The following is a 15948-nucleotide window of genomic DNA, read 5'->3' as shown; positions in this document are numbered from 1 at the left end:
AAAGTGCGGCTTTTGTCCACCTATGGTGGGGCGCGTGGTCACTGACACACCTTCCGCTGCGCCCGCGCCCCCCACCCCGGTCCACGTCCTGCTCCCCCAGGTCCTGCCCGCCCTCGTGGTCGGTGTGGGGGCCAGCCTGCTCTACGTCGGGGTCAGCGAGGCCGCCGAGCAGTTCCGGGGGGTGCTGTGGGGCACCCTGCCGGACGCGCTCGGCATCGGCGCGTACTCCTCGCTGTGGATGATCGTGACGCTCACCGCGACCGGCGTCGCGGTCGGGCTCGTGGTGTGGAAGGTGTACGGGCACGCCGGTCCGGATCCGGCCTCCATGGGGCTCGGCGGCTCGCCGCTCCCGCCCGGGGTGGTGCCCGGACTGCTGGTGGCGAGCATGCTCGCGCTGGCCGGCGGGGTCAGCCTCGGCCCGGAGAACCCGATCATCGCCTGCAACATCGCGCTGGCCTACTGGCTCGGGCGGAAGGTCGCCCCGGACTCGCCTGCGGCGGCCTGGGTGGCGCTCGCCTCCTCCGCCACCATCGGGGCCCTGTTCGGCACGCCGGTGGCCGCCGCCCTGGTCATCTCCGAGGCGCTGGTCCAGCGCCCGGGGCGGGGCTCGCTGTGGGACCGGCTGTTCGCTCCGCTGACGGCCGCCGGGGCCGGGGCGCTGACCACCACGCTGCTCGACCACCCGACCTTCGAGACGACCCTGCCGCCGGTGACCCACCCGGGGTGGGGCGACCTCCTCGCCGCGCTGGTGATCGCCACCCTCGCGGCGCTCTTCGGCCTCCTCGGCTGCTACGCCTTCCCCCATGTCCACCGCGCCTTCGGCCGGCTGCGCCACCCGATGGTGATGCTGCCGCTGGGGGGCCTCGTCCTCGGGCTGCTCGGCGCCCTCGGCGGGCAGCTCACCCTCTTCAAGGGCCTGGAGGAGGTCAAGCAGCTTACCTCGAACGTCGGCGGCTGGTCCTCCGGCGACCTGGCGAAGATGGCCGCGGTCAAGCTGGTCGCCCTGGTGGTCGCCGCCTCCTGCGGTTTCCGGGGCGGCCGGATCTTCCCCGCCGTCTTCATCGGGGTCGCGTTCGGGCTGATGGCCCAGGCCCTCGTCCCGGAGGTCGCGCCGGCCGTCGCCGTCTCGGCGGGCGTGCTCGGCATCCTGCTCGCGACCACCCGGCAGGGCTGGGTGAGCCTCTTCGTCGCCGCCGTCCTCGCCTCCTCGACCTCGATCATCACCCTGCTCTGTCTCGCCTCCCTGCCCGCCTGGCTGGTCGTCACCGGCCGCCCCCAGCTCGAACTGGAGCCGTCCGGCGCCTCCCTGCGCTGAGACGCCCCGCCCGGAAGGAGTCCCCATGCCGCTGCACAAGGGTCCCCACGACCCCGAGCCCGACCGGCGCCTCGCCCTCAACCCGTTCTTCGGCCCGGCCGACCCCGTCGGCGGGATGACGGAGGCACCGCCGCGCCACCGCCTGCCCGACAGGCCGCTGCCGCCCATGAGCGCCTATCAGCTCGTCCACGACGAGCTGATGCTCGACGGCAACTCACGGCTGAACCTCGCCACGTTCGTCACCACCTGGATGGAACCCCAGGCCCGCGTGCTGATGGCCGAGTGCCGCGACAAGAACATGATCGACAAGGACGAGTACCCGCGCACCGCCGAGCTGGAGCGGCGGTGCGTGGCGATGCTCGCCGACCTCTGGAACGCCCCGGACCCCTCGACCGCCGTCGGATGCTCCACCACCGGCTCCAGCGAGGCGTGCATGCTGGCCGGCATGGCCCTCAAGCGCCGCTGGGCCCAGCGGAACGCCGACCGCTATCCGGCAGGTGCCCGGCCGAACCTGGTGATGGGGGTCAACGTCCAGGTCTGCTGGGAGAAGTTCTGCAACTTCTGGGAGGTCGAGGCCCGGCTCGTGCCCATGGAGGGCGAACGCTTCCACCTGGACCCGCAGGCGGCGGCCGACCTCTGCGACGAGAACACCATCGGCGTGGTCGCCGTGCTCGGTTCGACCTTCGACGGCTCCTACGAGCCCGTCGCCGAGGTCTGCGCCGCCCTCGACGCCCTCCAGGAGCGCACCGGCCTCGACATCCCGGTCCACGTGGACGGCGCCTCCGGCGCGATGGTCGCGCCCTTCGTGGACGAGGACCTGGTCTGGGACTTCCGGCTGCCCCGCGTCTCCTCGATCAACACCTCGGGCCACAAGTACGGGCTGGTCTACCCCGGCGTGGGCTGGGCCCTGTGGCGTTCGCCCGCCGAACTCCCCGAGGAGCTGGTCTTCCGGGTCAACTACCTGGGCGGCGACATGCCTACCTTCGCCCTCAACTTCTCCCGGCCGGGCGCCCAGGTCGTCGCGCAGTACTACACGTTCCTGCGGCTGGGCCGGGAAGGCTACCGGGCGGTCCAGCAGACCGCCCGGGACGTCGCCCGCGGCATCGCCGAACGGATCGACGCCCTGGGCGACTTCCGCCTGATCACCCGCGGCGACGAACTGCCCGTCTTCGCCTTCACCACCGCCCCCGACGTCACGAACTTCGACGTCTTCGACGTCTCGCGGCGGCTGCGCGAACGGGGCTGGCTCGTCCCCGCCTACACCTTCCCGGCCAACCGGGAGGACCTCTCCGTGCTGCGCGTGGTCTGCCGGAACGGCTTCTCGGCCGATCTCGCGGACCTGCTGATCGAGGACCTGGACCAGCTCCTGCCCGAACTGCGCCGCCAGGCGGCCCCCGCGATCCACGACAAGGCGGCCGCCACCGCCTTCCACCACTGACCCGCCCTCCCCCGCCGGACCGCGAGGGGCGCCCCCACGCCGGGGCGCCCCCGCGACCCCGGCACGACCGGCAAGAGACCCCCTAGGCGCTCAGCCGCCGGAACCTCCGTACCGCCAGCGGGAAGAAGACCGCGAGCAGCACCAGCGGCCACACCACCGCCGCCATCACCTGGCCCGGCTCCCCGCCCGGGTTCCCGAAGAGGTCGCGTACCGCCGTCGCGGTGGCGGACATCGGGTTCCACTCGACGGCCGTGCCCAGCCAGCCGGGCATGGACCCGGGCACGGCGAAGGCATTGGAGAGGAAACCGATCGGCCAGACCAGGATCTGCACGGCCTGGACCAGCTCCGCGCGACCCGCGACCAGCGCGAGGAAGATCCCGATCCACAGCATCGCGAAGCGCAGCAGGAGCAGCAGTCCCACCGCTCCGAGGAAGGCACCGACGCCTCCGGTCGCCCGCCAGCCGAGCGCGTGGCCGACGCCGATCATCAGCAGCAGTCCGGCCGCCGACTGGAGCATGTCGGCCGCCGACCGCCCGACCAGGACCGCCCCGTCGGCCATGGGCATGGAGCGGAACCGGTCGATCACGCCCTTGTTCAGGTCCTGGGTGACGGCGGTCATCGTGCCTTCGAGACCGAAGACCATCGTCAGCGTGAGCATGCCGGGCACGAGGAAGTCGACGTACTCCCCCTCGACGCCCCGGCCGCCGCCGACGAGGTAGCCGAACATCAGCAGCATCATGATCGGGAAGACGAGGCCGACCACCACCTGGACCGGCTGCCGGGCCCAGTGGGCCAGCTCGCGCCGGGTCATCGTCCAGCAGTCGCTCATCACGTACGCGGCGCTCATACGGCCATCTCCTTCTCGCCCCGGGCCTGCCCGGGCGCGTCCGTCAGGTGCAGGAAGACCTCGTCGAGCGTCGGCCGCCGCAGGGCGATGTCCTCCGCCTCGATCCCGGCCGCCTCCAGGGCCCGTACGGTCTCGGACAGCGCGCCCATCCGGTCGGCCACCGGGGCGCTGATCCGTCGCAGGTCCGTGTCGACCGCGACCTCGGCGGAAGGCAGCAGCCGGGCCGCCTCGGCGAGCCGGCCCACGTCCCGCAGGACGACGTCGATCCGGTCACCGCCGACCTTCGCCTTCAGCTCGTCGGCGGTCCCGTCGGCGACGACCCGTCCGCGGTCCACGACCGAGATGCGGTCGGCGAGCTGGTCGGCCTCCTCCAGGTACTGCGTGGTCAGCAGGACCGTCGTGCCGCCGCCGACGAGGGACCGGACCGACGCCCACACCTCGCCCCGGCCGCGCGGGTCGAGACCGGTCGTGGGCTCGTCCAGGAAGAGCACGTCCGGTTCGGTGATCAGGGAGGCGGCGAGGTCGAGCCGCCGGCGCATGCCGCCGCTGTACCGCTTCACCGGCTTGCGGCCGGTGTCCGTCAGCCCGAACCGCTCCAGCAGCTCGTCCGCCCGCGCTCCGGCGCGCCGGGCGCCGAGGTGGTGGAGCCGGCCGAACATCTCCAGGTTCTGCCGGCCGCCCAGCTCCTCGTCCACGGCGGCGTGCTGCCCGAGGAGGCCGATCCGGCGGCGCACCTGGTCCGCCTGGGTGCGGACGTCGAAGCCGGCCACCCGCGCCCGCCCCTCGTCGTGCCGGAGCAGGGTCGCCAGCATCCGTACCGTCGTCGTCTTCCCCGCTCCGTTGGGCCCCAGCAGGCCGTGGACCGTGCCCGCGCCGACGGCCAGGTCCAGCCCGTCGAGGGCCCGCTTGTCTCCGTACCGTTTCCGTGCGCCTTCGACGACGATCGCGTCGGTCATCAGTCTCCTCCAGCCGGAACAGCCTAGTAGTCAAATTTGACCACTGCGCCGACGATAAGTGGGTCGATCCGATTAGTCAAACTTGATTAGCTTGGCTTGGCTTCGATCAGCCCTGCCTGGTCGTGATCAGTCGGTGCTTTCCCCGTCGCCCGTCGCGAACGGGTTCTCCTGCCCGTCCGCGAGTACGCCCACGAAGGGCTCACCGCCCTCACCCGCGAAGGAGTACGCCCCCGCCTCGATCCGCTCGATCAGACCGAGCGTCCACTCCTTGCCCGCGTCGGCCGAGTGGACCCAGAGGTGCATGATCTCCCCGATGTGCCCGAGCTGCTCGGGGCCGCCCTCCGGGGTGTAGTACTCGGTGACGGCGGCCCGCCACTCGTCGAGCGCCGCCACCCGCCTGCGCAGCAGCTCCACGACCTCCGCCCGGGGCAGGTCGACGATGAAGCCGATGCCGGCCGACAGCACGTCCATCTTCTGGTCGTAGGTGGTCAGCGCCTCGCGCAGCAGCGCGTAGTACTCCTCCGCCCCCCGGTCGGTGACCTCGTACTCGGTCCGCGGCGGGCCGCCGACGGTGCTCGGGGCGATCTCGTACGCGCGCAACAGGCCCTGCTTGGCCATCTGTTTGAGCGCGTGGTAGATCGAGCCGGGCTTCGCGTTCGACCACTCGTGCGCGCCCCAGAACTCCAGGTCGTTGCGGACCTGATAGCCGTGGGCGCGGCCGTGCTGACGGACCGCGCCGAGGACGAGGAGCCGGATCGCCGACATCCCCACCACCTCCCTAATCAATTTTGACTAGGGTACGGGTCGCCGTCCGCCGGCGCCCGGGAGCCGCCCCCCGTGCCGTGCCCGGCCTCAGGCCCCCTGCTCCTGGGCGATGAGCGTGAACGAGTCCTTGCCGTCGAGGGACTCCCGGATGATGTCGGCGTGCCCGGCGTGCCGCCCCATCTCCTGGACCAGGTGGAGCAGCATCCACCGCACGCTCACCTGCCCGTTCTCCGGGAACCACGGCGCCGTCGGCAGCGGGAAGGTGTCGTCCAGGTCCGGCACCTCGCGGACGAACTCCTCGGTCTCCTTGGCCACCTGCCCCCAGAAGGCCAGCACCTGCGGGATCGTCTCGTCGCCCACCAGCGCGAACCCCTCGTGCCAGGTCTCCTGGGTCCGCCGCTTCTCGTTGAGGCGCCGCTGCGCCAGCCGCAGCCAGTTCAGCTCGACCTCGGCGACGTGCTTGATCAGACCGGACAGGGAGAGCTCGCTGGCGCTGGGGCGGCTCGCCGCCTGCTCCTCGGTGAGCCCGAACGACGCGCGCCGGACGGCGGCGCGCTGCGCCTCGATGAAGTTGAGGAACGCGCCGCGCTCGTCGCCCGGGGTCTCCGCAGGAACAAGAGCAACCATGATGTCCGCCTTTCGCACATGGAACCGCTGGTCCGGTCCGATCCGGTCCGGTGCCGGGAGGGGCGCTCGCCCCCTCCTCCCGACACCCACCAACTTACGGACCCTTGCGGACAGGTACGGTCCGCAATGCCAGGGGAATCGCGTGGCGGGCCGAACCGGGCGGGGCCCTGGGCCCTCAGAAGGGGAACCGGCTCCGGCCGTGCTGGACCGAGATCCACTTCTGGGTGGTGAAGGCGTCGATCATCGAGTCGCCGTTCAGCCGGCCGATGCCCGAGTGCTTCTCGCCGCCGAACGGCACGATCGGCTCGTCGTGCACGGTGCCGTCGTTGATGTGGATCATGCCGGTGTGGATGCGCTTGGCGATCCGCACCCCGCGCTCGACGTCACCGGTGTGGACGGCGCCGCTCAGGCCGTACGGCGTGTCGTTGGCGATGCGTACCGCCTCCTCCTCACCGTCGAAGGGGACGATCAGCGCCACCGGGCCGAAGATCTCCTGGCTCAGCACCGGCGCGTCGGCCGCGAGGCCGGTCAGGACCGAAGGCGAGACGACGTTGCCGTCCGCCGTTCCGTGCAGCAGGGCCGTCGCGCCGCCGGCGACCGTCTGGTCCACGAGCGCGGAGACCGCCTCGGCCTGCTGGGAGTTGATCAGCGGACCGATGTGGGTGGCGGGGTCGGCCGGGTCGCCGACGCGCAGGGTCCGCACCTTCGCGACGAACTTCTCGGTGAACTCCGCCTCCAGCGAGCGGTCCACGAGGATCCGGTTGGCGGCCATGCAGACCTGCCCCTGGTGCACGAAGCGGCTGAAGACGGCCGCGTCGACGGCGTAGTCGACGTCGGCGTCGTCGAGGACGATCAGGGCGCTGTTGCCGCCGAGTTCGAGGACCGCGTGCTTGAAGTTCTGGGCGCAGACGGTGGCGACGTGGCGGCCGACGCGGTCGGAGCCGGTGAAGGAGATGACCTTCGGTATCGGGTGGGTCAGCAGGGCGTCGCCTATCTCGGCGATGTCGGTGACGACGACGTTCAGCAGACCGGCCGGGAGGCCGGCGTCCTCCAGGACCTTGGCGACCAGCGTGCCACCGCAGATCGGCGTGTTCTGGTGCGGCTTGAGGACGACCGCGTTGCCGAGCGCGAGCGCCGGCGCGACCGACTTCAGGGAGAGGAGGAAGGGGAAGTTGAAGGGGGAGATGACACCGACGACGCCGACCGGGAGGCGGTAGACGCGGTTCTCCTTGCCGTCCACCGGCGAGGGAAGGATCCGGCCCTCGGGGCGCAGCGCCAGCTGGATCGCCTCGCGCAGGAACTCCTTGGCGAGGTGGAGCTCGAAGGCCGCCTTCAGCCGCGTCCCGCCCAGCTCCGCGACGATCGTCTCGGAGATCTCCTCCTCGCGCTCCTCGACGAGCCGCAGCGCGCGCTCGAAGACGAGACGGCGGGTGTACGGGTTCGTCTCGGCCCACGCCACCTGGGCGCGCTCGGCGGCGCGGTAGGCGCGGTCGACCTCGGCCGCGGTGGCGACGGTGATCGAGGCGAGCTTCTCCCCGGTGTACGGGTTGAAGTCGATGATGTCCCACGAGCCGCTGCCCGGCTTCCACTCGCCGTCGATGTACTGGTGGGCCAGGTCGGTGAAGTAGGACATGGAACGAGACCCCTTAACCCGCGGTGGCGGCCATAGGTACGTACGCGAACTGATGTGACGTCATCGTACTTACGGATCAGCTGAGTTGCAGGAGGCCCCGAAGAAGATCGCGGGTTTCCGCCGGGTCGGGGCTGTCCTTCTGCAGACGCTCCATCACCCGGGCGTACTGGCCGACCTCCTCGCGCTTGTCGAGGTAGAGGGCGCTGGTGAGCTGCTCCAGGTAGACGATGTCGGAGAGGTCGGACTCGGGGAAGCTCAGCATCGTGAACGAACCGCTCTCGCCCGCGTGCCCGCCGAAGCTGAACGGCATGACCTGGAGCGTGACGCCCGGGTGCTCGGAGATCTCGATGAGATGCCGCAACTGCCCCCGCATCACGGCCCGGTCGCCGTACGGGCGGCGCAGGGCGGCCTCGTCGAGGACGGCGTGGAAGTGCGGGGCGCGCTCGGAGACGAGGATCTTCTGGCGCTCCAGGCGCAGCGCGACCCGGCGCTCGATCTCGGCGTGCGAGGCGCCGGGCATGCCGCGGCTGACGACGGCGTGTGCGTACGCCTCCGTCTGCAACAGGCCGTGCACGAACTGCACTTCGTAGATCCTGATCAGCGAGGCGGCGCCTTCGAGGCCGATGTAGGTCTGGAACCAGCCGGGCAGGACGTCGCCGAAGCTGTGCCACCACCCGGCCACGTTGGCCTCACGGGCAAGGCCGAGGAGCGAACCGCGCTCCGAGTCGTCGCTGACGCCGTAGAGGGTGAGCAGATCCTCGACGTCCCTGGCCTTGAAGCTCACCCTTCCCAACTCCATACGGCTGATCTTGGATTCGGACGCGCGGATCGAGTAGCCGGCCGCCTCGCGGGTGATGCCGCGCGATTCGCGCAGTCGCCTCAGCTGCGAGCCGAGGAGGATGCGTCGTACCACGCTTCCGCTCGCCCCGCTCGATTCGCCTGCGGTCACGGCTCCAGCCTTCCGTTCGGGGGTCTCGGGCCCCGGATTCTGCCACTAAACACTTCGGCCCGTACACACTCGATTACGGAAAGGGGCCACGTCCAGGGCGTGTTGAGGAACGGCCCGAAATGATTCGGCAGGAGATTTACGCAGAATCCGGCATGTGAGGGACAGGTCCGGCGCGTGCACGTGCATCTGCCCTTGCATCCCGTGGTCGCTTTCGGAACCATGGACCCCGCGCAGCCGCGTGTACCACCTCGTGTCGTCGCACCACCAGCACCACGCCGTCGCACCACAGCCGCGTTTCGCCGCGATCTCCGGGAGTGCCTCGCATGGGGACGAATGGATCGACCATGCTCGAGCCGTTACGGCAGGGGCTTCCGCCGATCGACCCCGCGGCCGTCTCCTCCTCGGCCTCCTGCACGCTGCCACCCCGCTACGAAGCGGTGCGCGGCGCACGGACCTTCACCCGGACCACGCTCTCCCAGTGGGACCTCGCGGAGCGCTTCGACGACGTCTCCCTGGTCGTCTCCGAGCTCGTCACCAACGCCCTGCGCCACGCCCTGCCGGCGGACGCGCCCCAGGGCGAGGGCGCGAACCCGCCGGTGCGGCTGCACCTGATGCGCTGGGCCTCGCGGCTGGTGTGCGCGGTGCGCGACCCCAGCGAGAAGAGCCCCGAGGCGCGCGGAAGCGACGACGACTGCACCGCGGAATCGGGCCGGGGGCTCTTCCTGGTCGACTCGTGCAGCGACGGCTGGGGATGGCACCCGCTGGCGGGGACGCTCCAGGGCAAGGTGGTGTGGGCGCTGTTCCGGCTGGGACCGGAGTAGACCGTCAGGCCGTCAGGCCGCGAGGGCGGTCCAGGACGGAGCGAGGGCGTCAGGCCACGGGGGCGGTCGGGACAGAGCGAGGGCCCCGGCCGACGCCGAGGCCCTCTTCCGAGTCGTGCGGGCGGTTCACACCAGGTGGTCGAACTCGCCGTCCTTGACTCCCAGCAGCAGCGCCTCGATCTCGGCGGGCGTGTAGACGAGCGCGGGCCCGTCGGGGTGACGGGAATTGCGCACCGCCACCTCACCGCCGGGCAGCTTGGCGAACTCCACGCAGGAGCCCTGGGAGTTGCTGTGCCGGCTCTTCTGCCACACGACACCGCGCAGCTCCGTGGCCGCCATGCCGTTGTACGCATGATGCGCATGATGCACTGGTAGCTCCCGAGTTGCTTGGTGCACGTGTCAACTTCCTCGGATCATAGCTGTGTTCATATGCCACTGCATGAGCAGATGCACGTGCACGCGGGGTGCTGTGTCGACTACGCGACTCTGGGTGCCGAGGCTCTACCGGCGAGTACGCCCAGGGTGCCACGCCGGCGCTACCGGTGACAGCGGGCATGGCACCGCGACCCCGGCGCGATCGGCACGACACGTCTCAGGAAGCGGGCGGGCCGGACAGGGGCGGCAGGCGGGTGAGGAGGCGGCCTTCGCGGTCGTAGAGGGACACCCCCGGATCGTCCGCCGACGACGGGGCGTGCGCGTACCAGACGCCCCATCCCGGACGGTCGGAGAGTTCGAGCAGCTTCGCCACGGTCCGGCGGCCGTCGGCTCCGCGCAGCTCGACGCGGCCCGCTTCGGCGGTGCCGTGGTAGATCCCCGAGTGGAAGACTCCGTTCGCGTCGCCCTCCGACTGGTGGCTCACCCCCGGCTGGGAAAGGTCGATGTTTCCGTCGACGACGCTACGGAAGTTCTCGAAACCGTCTTCCCCCGCCCAGTGCTTGCCCTCGCGCGTCAGCCACACCGTCCAGCCCTTCCCGGCGTCGATCCGCTCACCGGGCCGCACGACGTCCACGGGCGAGGAGGTGGGCGGGGGAACGGTGACCGGCCGGGTGGCGCTCGCGGTCGGGGAGGCGGGCGGGCCGGCGGGCGGCGGCGCGGCCGGCCGGTCGATCCGGCCGACGGCCACCGCCGTGACCGTCACGACGCCGAGCATCGAGAGCGCCGCCAGGACCGCCGTCCGGCGACGACGGCGCGACCGCCCCTCGCGCCGGACGGCCGCCAGCGGCACCGGGCTCGGGGTGATGTCGTGCGCGGCCCGCATGAACGCCTCCCGGAGCAGGCCGCCGACATCGGCGTCGTCGCCGGGTACGGGGTCCGGGGCGGGGCCGGGGGTGCGACCGGATGCGGGGTCGGGGGTGGGGCCGGATGCGGGGGTCATCGTCGTGCTCCGGAGGCGGCGGGGAACTGCGGGACGGGGACGGCGTCGAGGAGAGGATGGGCGCGCAGCGCCGCGAGCCCGCGCCGGGCATGGGTCTTGACCGTGCCGATCGAGCAGTGGAGCACGTTCGCGATCTCCTGCTCGCTCAGGTCCTCCCAGTAGCGGAGCACCATCACGGCACGCTGCCGCGCGGGGAGGTCGGCCAGGGCCGCCAGGACCGCGGTGCGCTGTTCGACCGCCTCGGCGTGGCCCGCGTGCGCGTGCCGGACCGAGTCCGGTAACACCGGTGTCAGCAGGTGCGCCACCCGTCGACGGCGCAGGCGGCTGAGGTTGTTGTTGATCAGGGCGCGGCGGACGTAGAAGTCGATCTCGGCGCGCGGGACCCGCCGCCACCGGCAGTAGACCTTCGCCAGCGTCGTCTGCACCAGGTCCTCGGCCTCGTGGAAGTCGCCGGTCAGCAGCTGGGCCGTACGCACCAGGCGGGGCCAGGCGGCGACGGCGAACGCGGCGAAGCCGTCGTCCTCGACGTCCGGCTCGTACGACGCGGCGGACTCGTACGACACGAAGGAAGACCTCACGATCGGTCGGTATCGGTAAGGGGGGTCGGTTTCGGAGTCGGTATCGGAATCGGTGGGGGTGCGGGGATGGGGGCAGGACCCGCCCCGTGACGGGCCCTGCCTGCCGGTCTGTCGTCCCGTCGGCCCGGTCGGGCGGTCGGTCGGGTCGGGCCGGTCGGGTCCGGTCAGAAGTCCCAGGCGGGCAGGTCGGCCAGGAGCCGGCCCCCGCGGTCGTACAGCGCGACGGCCGGGCTGCCGTCGGCCGGTGCCGTGTGCGCGTACCAGACGCCCCACCCCGGGCGGCCCGGGAGCGAGAGCAGCGTCGCCACGGTCTTCCGCCCGTCGGCGTCGGTGAGTTGCACGCGGCCCGCCCGGTGGGTGCCGTAGAAGATCCCCGAGTGGAAGACTCCGTTCGCGTCGCCCTCCGACTGGTGGCTCACCCCCGGCCGGGAAAGGTCGATGTTTCCGTCGACCACGCTACGGAAGTTCTCGAAACCGTCTTCCCCCGCCCAGTGCTTGCCCTCACGCGTCAGCCACACCGTCCAGCCCCTCCCGGCGTCCACCCGCTCACCGGGCCGCACGACGTCGATCGGTGACGCGGACGGGACGACGGCTCGGGGGGCGGTCACGGGAGCGGGTGCCGGCGCGGGGGCGCTCGGGGCGCTCGGGGCGCTCGGGGTGGCGACGGCCGTGGGGGCGGACGTGAGGAACGCCGCCGCGACCACGGCCGCGGACAGCAGGTGCTTCTTCATCCGGTTGCTCCTGGGGTGGGTGGGGTGCGCTTCCACTCCTCTCAACCCCTTGCCGGCCGGGACCGGATGACATGGACGGCGAAAAAGGTCGGCAGCGGGCCTCAGGGCTTCCCGGCTCAGGGCTGCACGGGCCTCAGGGCTTCACGGGCCTCAGGGCTTCACGGGCCGGTGCGGGGAGGGTGCCAGCGCGGTGGTGATCTCGTCCAGGGCCTCCAGGAGCAGCTCGGCCCCCTTGTGGAGGAGGAAGTGGTCCGGCGGGGCCGCCTGCCAGGCCGCGACCGTCTCGCGCAGCTCCTCCCACCCCGGTTCCCCGCGTTCCCGTACCTCCTTCGCGCCCCGTTCCGTCGCCCTGCGCAGCGCCTCGGCGAGCGTCGCGGCGGCGGGGACGGGCGGGGCGCCGCGCTCCGGAAGGTGGGCCTCCATCAGCATTGCGACCCGTCCGAACTGCGCCAGGGCGTGCCCGGCCTCGTCCGCCGCCGCGTGGGAGAGCCCGCGGTGGCGCACCGGTTCGTGCGCGGCCCGCGCCACCGCCTCCTGCCAGGCGATCCTGGCGGTCCGGGTCTCCAGGAGCGCCTCGCGGACGTCCGGTGAGGCGGCGCCCCCCGGGTCGGCGTAGCGGGCGACGACGGTGGCGGCGTACCGCCCGTCCGCGACCAGCCAGTCGGCGAGCCGGTGGCGCAGCCGCGGCGTCTCCCAGGCCGGGTAGACGGCGTACGCGAGCATCGCGAGGACACCGCCCAGCAAGGTGAGGACCACCCGCTCGGGGACGGTCTGCGTCCACTCCGAGCCGCCGACGCCGAGCAGGAAGACGACGTACGCCGAGACGCAGACCTGGCTGACGGCGTACCCCGTGCGCATCAGCAGGTACATCCCGAAGGCGCAGAGGACGGCGAGCGCGGCGGAGGCGTACATGCCGGGGTGGGCGGCCTGGAGGATGCCGGTGGCGAGGGCGACGCCGACGAGGGTGCCGCCGAAGCGGGCGACGGAACGGGCGTACGTCTGTGTGAACTCCGGGCGCATGACCATCACGGAGGCCATCGGGGCCCAGTAGCCGTGGCCCAGGGGGAGGGCGGAGCCGATGACGTAGCCGACGGCGGTGACCGCCGAGACGCGGACGGCGTGGCGCAGGATCGGCGACTCGTGGCGGAGTTCGCGGCGCATCCGGGCCAGGGCGACCGGCGTCAGGCGGAGGAGGGTGGGCCGCGAGCGGGCGTCGGCGGCCGTCTCCGTGCGCGGTTCGGCGGTCTCCACCACGTCGTCGAGGAGCGCGGCGAGCCGGACGGCGGCCCGGCGGGAGGGCCCGGTGAGGATCGCGCCGGTGTCGGGGGTGCGGAGCGCGGCGAGCGCGGCGGGCGGGAGGTCGACCGGCTCGCCGCGGCGGATCGCGTGGGCGGCGGCGTCGAGCACCGCACCGGCGGCGGCGAGCAGTTCACGGACCCGGTCGCGCTGGGGGCCCTCGGCCGGTACGCCGACGGCCGGGTCGGCGAGGGAGGCGAGCACGGGGCGGATGCGCTCGGCGATCCCGCGGGCGCCGTGCAGCTCGGCGGGGCGGCGGCGGGCCTGGCGGGTGCTGACGGCGGCGGCGTTGCGGGCCGTCATGAGCGGTACGGGGTCGAAGGAGGCGATCGGGTCCTGGCGCAGGCGGCGGGCGTAGTCCGCCTCGGCGGCGAGCGCGTCGGCGAGGGCGTCGCGCTGGGCGCCCCAGCGGCGGATGGGCAGGAGGACGACGAGCGCGGCCTGGACGAGGCCGCCCACGGCGATCATGGCGGCGTGCCCCGCCGCTCCGGCGACGGAGGTGGGAAGGGTGACGGTGACCAGCATGATCGCGACGTTGGAGGAGGCGATGATGCCGACGGTGGGGCCGGCGGCCCAGGCGAGCCCGGAGAGGAACGTCCACAGGACGAGGAGGGCGAGGAAGGGGGCGGGGTGGGTGCCGGCGTTGGTGACGTAGCCGAGGAAGGTGGAGACGGCGAGGCTGGCGCCGGAGGCGAGGGCGAGGGTGGGGCGGGGGCGCCAGGAGCGCTGGAAGGTGGCGATGGCGGCCTGGAAGGCGCCGAAGGCGGAGGAGACGGCGACGCCGGGCCCGAAGAGGGCGAGCGCGACGCCGACGACGAGCGCGAGCCCGAGTGCCCCGCGCGCGGCGACGAGCGGATCGAGCCGCCGCCGCTCGACGGCGAACCCGGAACGGGCGGTCTCCTTCAGGGCGCGGAGCCAGCTCATGCGGCCGAGCGTATCGGCGCAAGGGGAGGAAACCGGGCGTTTCGGGCGGAGCGTGAGTGGTGGGCGGTGGGGCGCCGTGGGTGGGCGAGGGGGGCGGGGCATACGGGTTCGGACGTACGGGTCCCGGTGTCCGGGTCCGGACGTACGAGCCGGTCCGGAGTTCCCGACGCACGGCCCCGGCGTACGGGCCGCGGCGTCCGGATCACGGTCCGGGTCCGCACGTACGAGCCGGTCCGGAGTTCCCGGTGTCCGGGCCCCGGCGTACGGATCCCGGCGTACAGGTGCGGCGTCAGGGCGGGCCGGGGACCGCGCGGCGGGACGGGTCGAGGCCGGCCCGGTCGGCCGCCGTGGTGCCGTGCGCCCAGCCCGCCTCGTCCCACATCGCCCGCACCCGCGTCGCCCGCGTCTCCGGGAACAGCTCGTCCGTCCGCGACGCGACCGCCACCTCCCGCGACGCCAGCACCGGCAGCAGCGTCGGCGCCTCCGCCGCCACCCGGCGCGAGGTGCTCGCCAGCCGCGCCCCCAGCCGGTTCGCGTACGCCAGCAGGAACGACTGCCGGAAGGACTTCGTCCGCTTACGGCCGCCCGCCCGCTGCTCCGCTTCCGCCCGCGTCATCGCGGACGTGCCCTGCACCAGCAGGGACGTGTAGAGCAGCTCCACCGGCTCCAGATCCGCCTCGAAGCCGACCACCGTCGAGAAGCCGTACGCCTCGTTCCACACGGCCCGGCAGCGGTTCGCCGTCGCCACCGCGTCCAGCAGGATCGCCTTCGCCTGTTCGTACGGCGCGTCCACTCCGATCCGTACCGCCCCCGGCGTCTCCCCGGCCGCCGCCCCCGCGGCCCCCAGCGCCGCCTCGTCCAGGCTGTGCCGGGCCATCAGCTCCTGCGCCTTGGCCGTCAGCGCCTCCGCCTCCTCCGGGTACCCGGTCGCCTCCGCCTTGGCCAGCAGCGCCCGGATCCGGGTCAGCATGCGCGGCTCACCCGCCACCGGGGGCGGGATCAGCGCGTCGCCCGGCATGGGGCCCACCGGGTCGAGCGACGGAAGCCGGACCAGCAGGCGGTACAGCTCCAGGACCGCCGTCGCGTACGAGAAGCGGTCCGCCCGCCAGGTCCGCGCGTCCAGGTCGGCGAGCTGCGCCGACCACCGTGCCGGCAGCCGCTCGTAGCGGCCCGTCTCCGCCACGATCAGCCCGCTCAGCAGCCGGACGTGCGCCTCGTCGAGGTCCCGGCGGGCCAGCCGTACGAGATCCGCCGGCTGCCAGCCGCGCTCCCAGGCCCGGCGTACGAACTCCTCGCCGCGCCGGACCAGTTCCGCGTCCGTCCCGGGGTCGGCCGCGAGCAGCGACGCCGCCGTGTCCAGCGCCCTGTCGTCGTCGCCGTACAGCGCCTTCAGCGCCTCCGTCACGGTCGCCGTCGCGTCCGCTTTCGCCTTCGCCGTACCCACGATCGCTTCGCGTCCCCTTCTCGCGTGCCCGCCCGATCACCGCACGGTGGCCGGGCGGCCGGTCGACCGGCCGCTCGATCAGATGGGTCACGCCGTGGCCGGTCCCGGTCGGCGCGTACCCCGCCCGCGGAGGGACCGTCGGACGCACCGTCCGTGTCACCAGAATGATCCTCGCCGCACACGATCGCGAAATCCGACCGCGAAGGCAGGGGGAGCACGCTGCCCGGCATTCGTTGTCCACAGCCTGTG

Annotated in this window: 15 protein-coding genes; 3 read left to right on the top strand and 12 right to left on the bottom strand. The window is 72.7% G+C overall.

What is annotated here, in order from left to right; all coding sequences use genetic code 11:
- Nucleotides 1-22 precede the first annotated feature (22 nt).
- Complete coding sequence (locus ACZ6RC_RS21625; RefSeq protein ID WP_453618427.1) at nt 23-1315, top strand: ion channel protein; 1293 nt, start codon at nt 23-25, stop codon at nt 1313-1315.
- A 25-nt stretch (nt 1316-1340) separates the two neighbouring features.
- Complete coding sequence (locus tag ACZ6RC_RS21620) at nt 1341-2753, top strand: glutamate decarboxylase (RefSeq protein WP_469585577.1); 1413 nt, start codon at nt 1341-1343, stop codon at nt 2751-2753.
- An 82-nt stretch (nt 2754-2835) separates the two neighbouring features.
- Here the strand turns inward: ACZ6RC_RS21620 and ACZ6RC_RS21615 are convergent, their stop codons facing one another.
- The 6 genes from ACZ6RC_RS21615 to ACZ6RC_RS21590 form a co-directional block, all read right to left on the bottom strand.
- On the bottom strand, nt 2836-3600 hold the full coding sequence (locus tag ACZ6RC_RS21615) for an ABC transporter permease (protein WP_469585575.1): 765 nt from the start codon (nt 3598-3600) through the stop codon (nt 2836-2838).
- Nucleotides 3597-4556: an ATP-binding cassette domain-containing protein gene (locus ACZ6RC_RS21610; RefSeq protein WP_469585572.1), complete on the bottom strand. Its 960-nt coding sequence runs from the start codon at nt 4554-4556 to the stop codon at nt 3597-3599. Before ACZ6RC_RS21610 ends, ACZ6RC_RS21615 begins: the two co-directional genes overlap by 4 nt.
- A 126-nt stretch (nt 4557-4682) precedes the next feature.
- A complete protein-coding gene (locus ACZ6RC_RS21605; protein ID WP_469585564.1) occupies nt 4683-5321 on the bottom strand; it encodes a PadR family transcriptional regulator in 639 nt (212 codons plus the stop codon).
- Between the two features lie 87 nt (nt 5322-5408).
- Complete coding sequence (locus ACZ6RC_RS21600; RefSeq protein ID WP_469585561.1) at nt 5409-5948, bottom strand: DinB family protein; 540 nt, start codon at nt 5946-5948, stop codon at nt 5409-5411.
- A 175-nt stretch (nt 5949-6123) separates the two neighbouring features.
- Nucleotides 6124-7581, bottom strand: a complete 1458-nt coding sequence (locus ACZ6RC_RS21595) for an aldehyde dehydrogenase family protein (protein WP_391140374.1) — start codon at nt 7579-7581, stop codon at nt 6124-6126.
- 76 nt (nt 7582-7657) lie between these two features.
- Nucleotides 7658-8530: a helix-turn-helix domain-containing protein gene (locus tag ACZ6RC_RS21590; RefSeq protein WP_391140373.1), complete on the bottom strand. Its 873-nt coding sequence runs from the start codon at nt 8528-8530 to the stop codon at nt 7658-7660.
- Nucleotides 8531-8853: 323 nt separating this feature from the next.
- Between ACZ6RC_RS21590 and ACZ6RC_RS21585 the strand changes: the two genes are divergently transcribed.
- A complete protein-coding gene (locus tag ACZ6RC_RS21585) occupies nt 8854-9351 on the top strand; it encodes an ATP-binding protein (RefSeq protein WP_469585555.1) in 498 nt (165 codons plus the stop codon).
- Nucleotides 9352-9477: 126 nt separating this feature from the next.
- Here ACZ6RC_RS21585 and ACZ6RC_RS21580 read toward each other — a convergent pair whose 3' ends face one another.
- From ACZ6RC_RS21580 to ACZ6RC_RS21555, 6 genes are all read right to left on the bottom strand, one after another.
- Nucleotides 9478-9690: a DUF397 domain-containing protein gene (locus ACZ6RC_RS21580; protein ID WP_352018518.1), complete on the bottom strand. Its 213-nt coding sequence runs from the start codon at nt 9688-9690 to the stop codon at nt 9478-9480.
- A gap of 253 nt (nt 9691-9943) precedes the next feature.
- Nucleotides 9944-10726: a hypothetical protein gene (locus ACZ6RC_RS21575; RefSeq protein WP_469585552.1), complete on the bottom strand. Its 783-nt coding sequence runs from the start codon at nt 10724-10726 to the stop codon at nt 9944-9946.
- Nucleotides 10723-11304 (bottom strand): SigE family RNA polymerase sigma factor, encoded by a 582-nt coding sequence (locus ACZ6RC_RS21570; protein WP_391140369.1) that lies wholly within the window; start codon nt 11302-11304, stop codon nt 10723-10725. The genes ACZ6RC_RS21575 and ACZ6RC_RS21570 overlap by 4 nt, the downstream gene beginning before the upstream one ends.
- Nucleotides 11305-11468: 164 nt before the next feature.
- Nucleotides 11469-12035, bottom strand: a complete 567-nt coding sequence (locus ACZ6RC_RS21565) for a hypothetical protein (protein WP_469585549.1) — start codon at nt 12033-12035, stop codon at nt 11469-11471.
- 150 nt (nt 12036-12185) lie between these two features.
- The gene (locus ACZ6RC_RS21560; RefSeq protein WP_469585546.1) at nt 12186-14255 is read right to left on the bottom strand and encodes an FUSC family protein; all 2070 of its coding nucleotides are present in this window, start codon (nt 14253-14255) and stop codon (nt 12186-12188) included.
- Nucleotides 14256-14544: 289 nt separating this feature from the next.
- A complete protein-coding gene (locus ACZ6RC_RS21555; RefSeq protein WP_469585542.1) occupies nt 14545-15699 on the bottom strand; it encodes a DUF2786 domain-containing protein in 1155 nt (384 codons plus the stop codon).
- Nucleotides 15700-15948 lie beyond the last annotated feature (249 nt).

It is taken from the genome of Streptomyces sp. NPDC048353 (assembly GCF_055587165.1).
The sequence above is the reverse complement of the archived record's forward strand: the minus strand, read 5'-3'. Positions and strand labels throughout refer to the sequence as shown.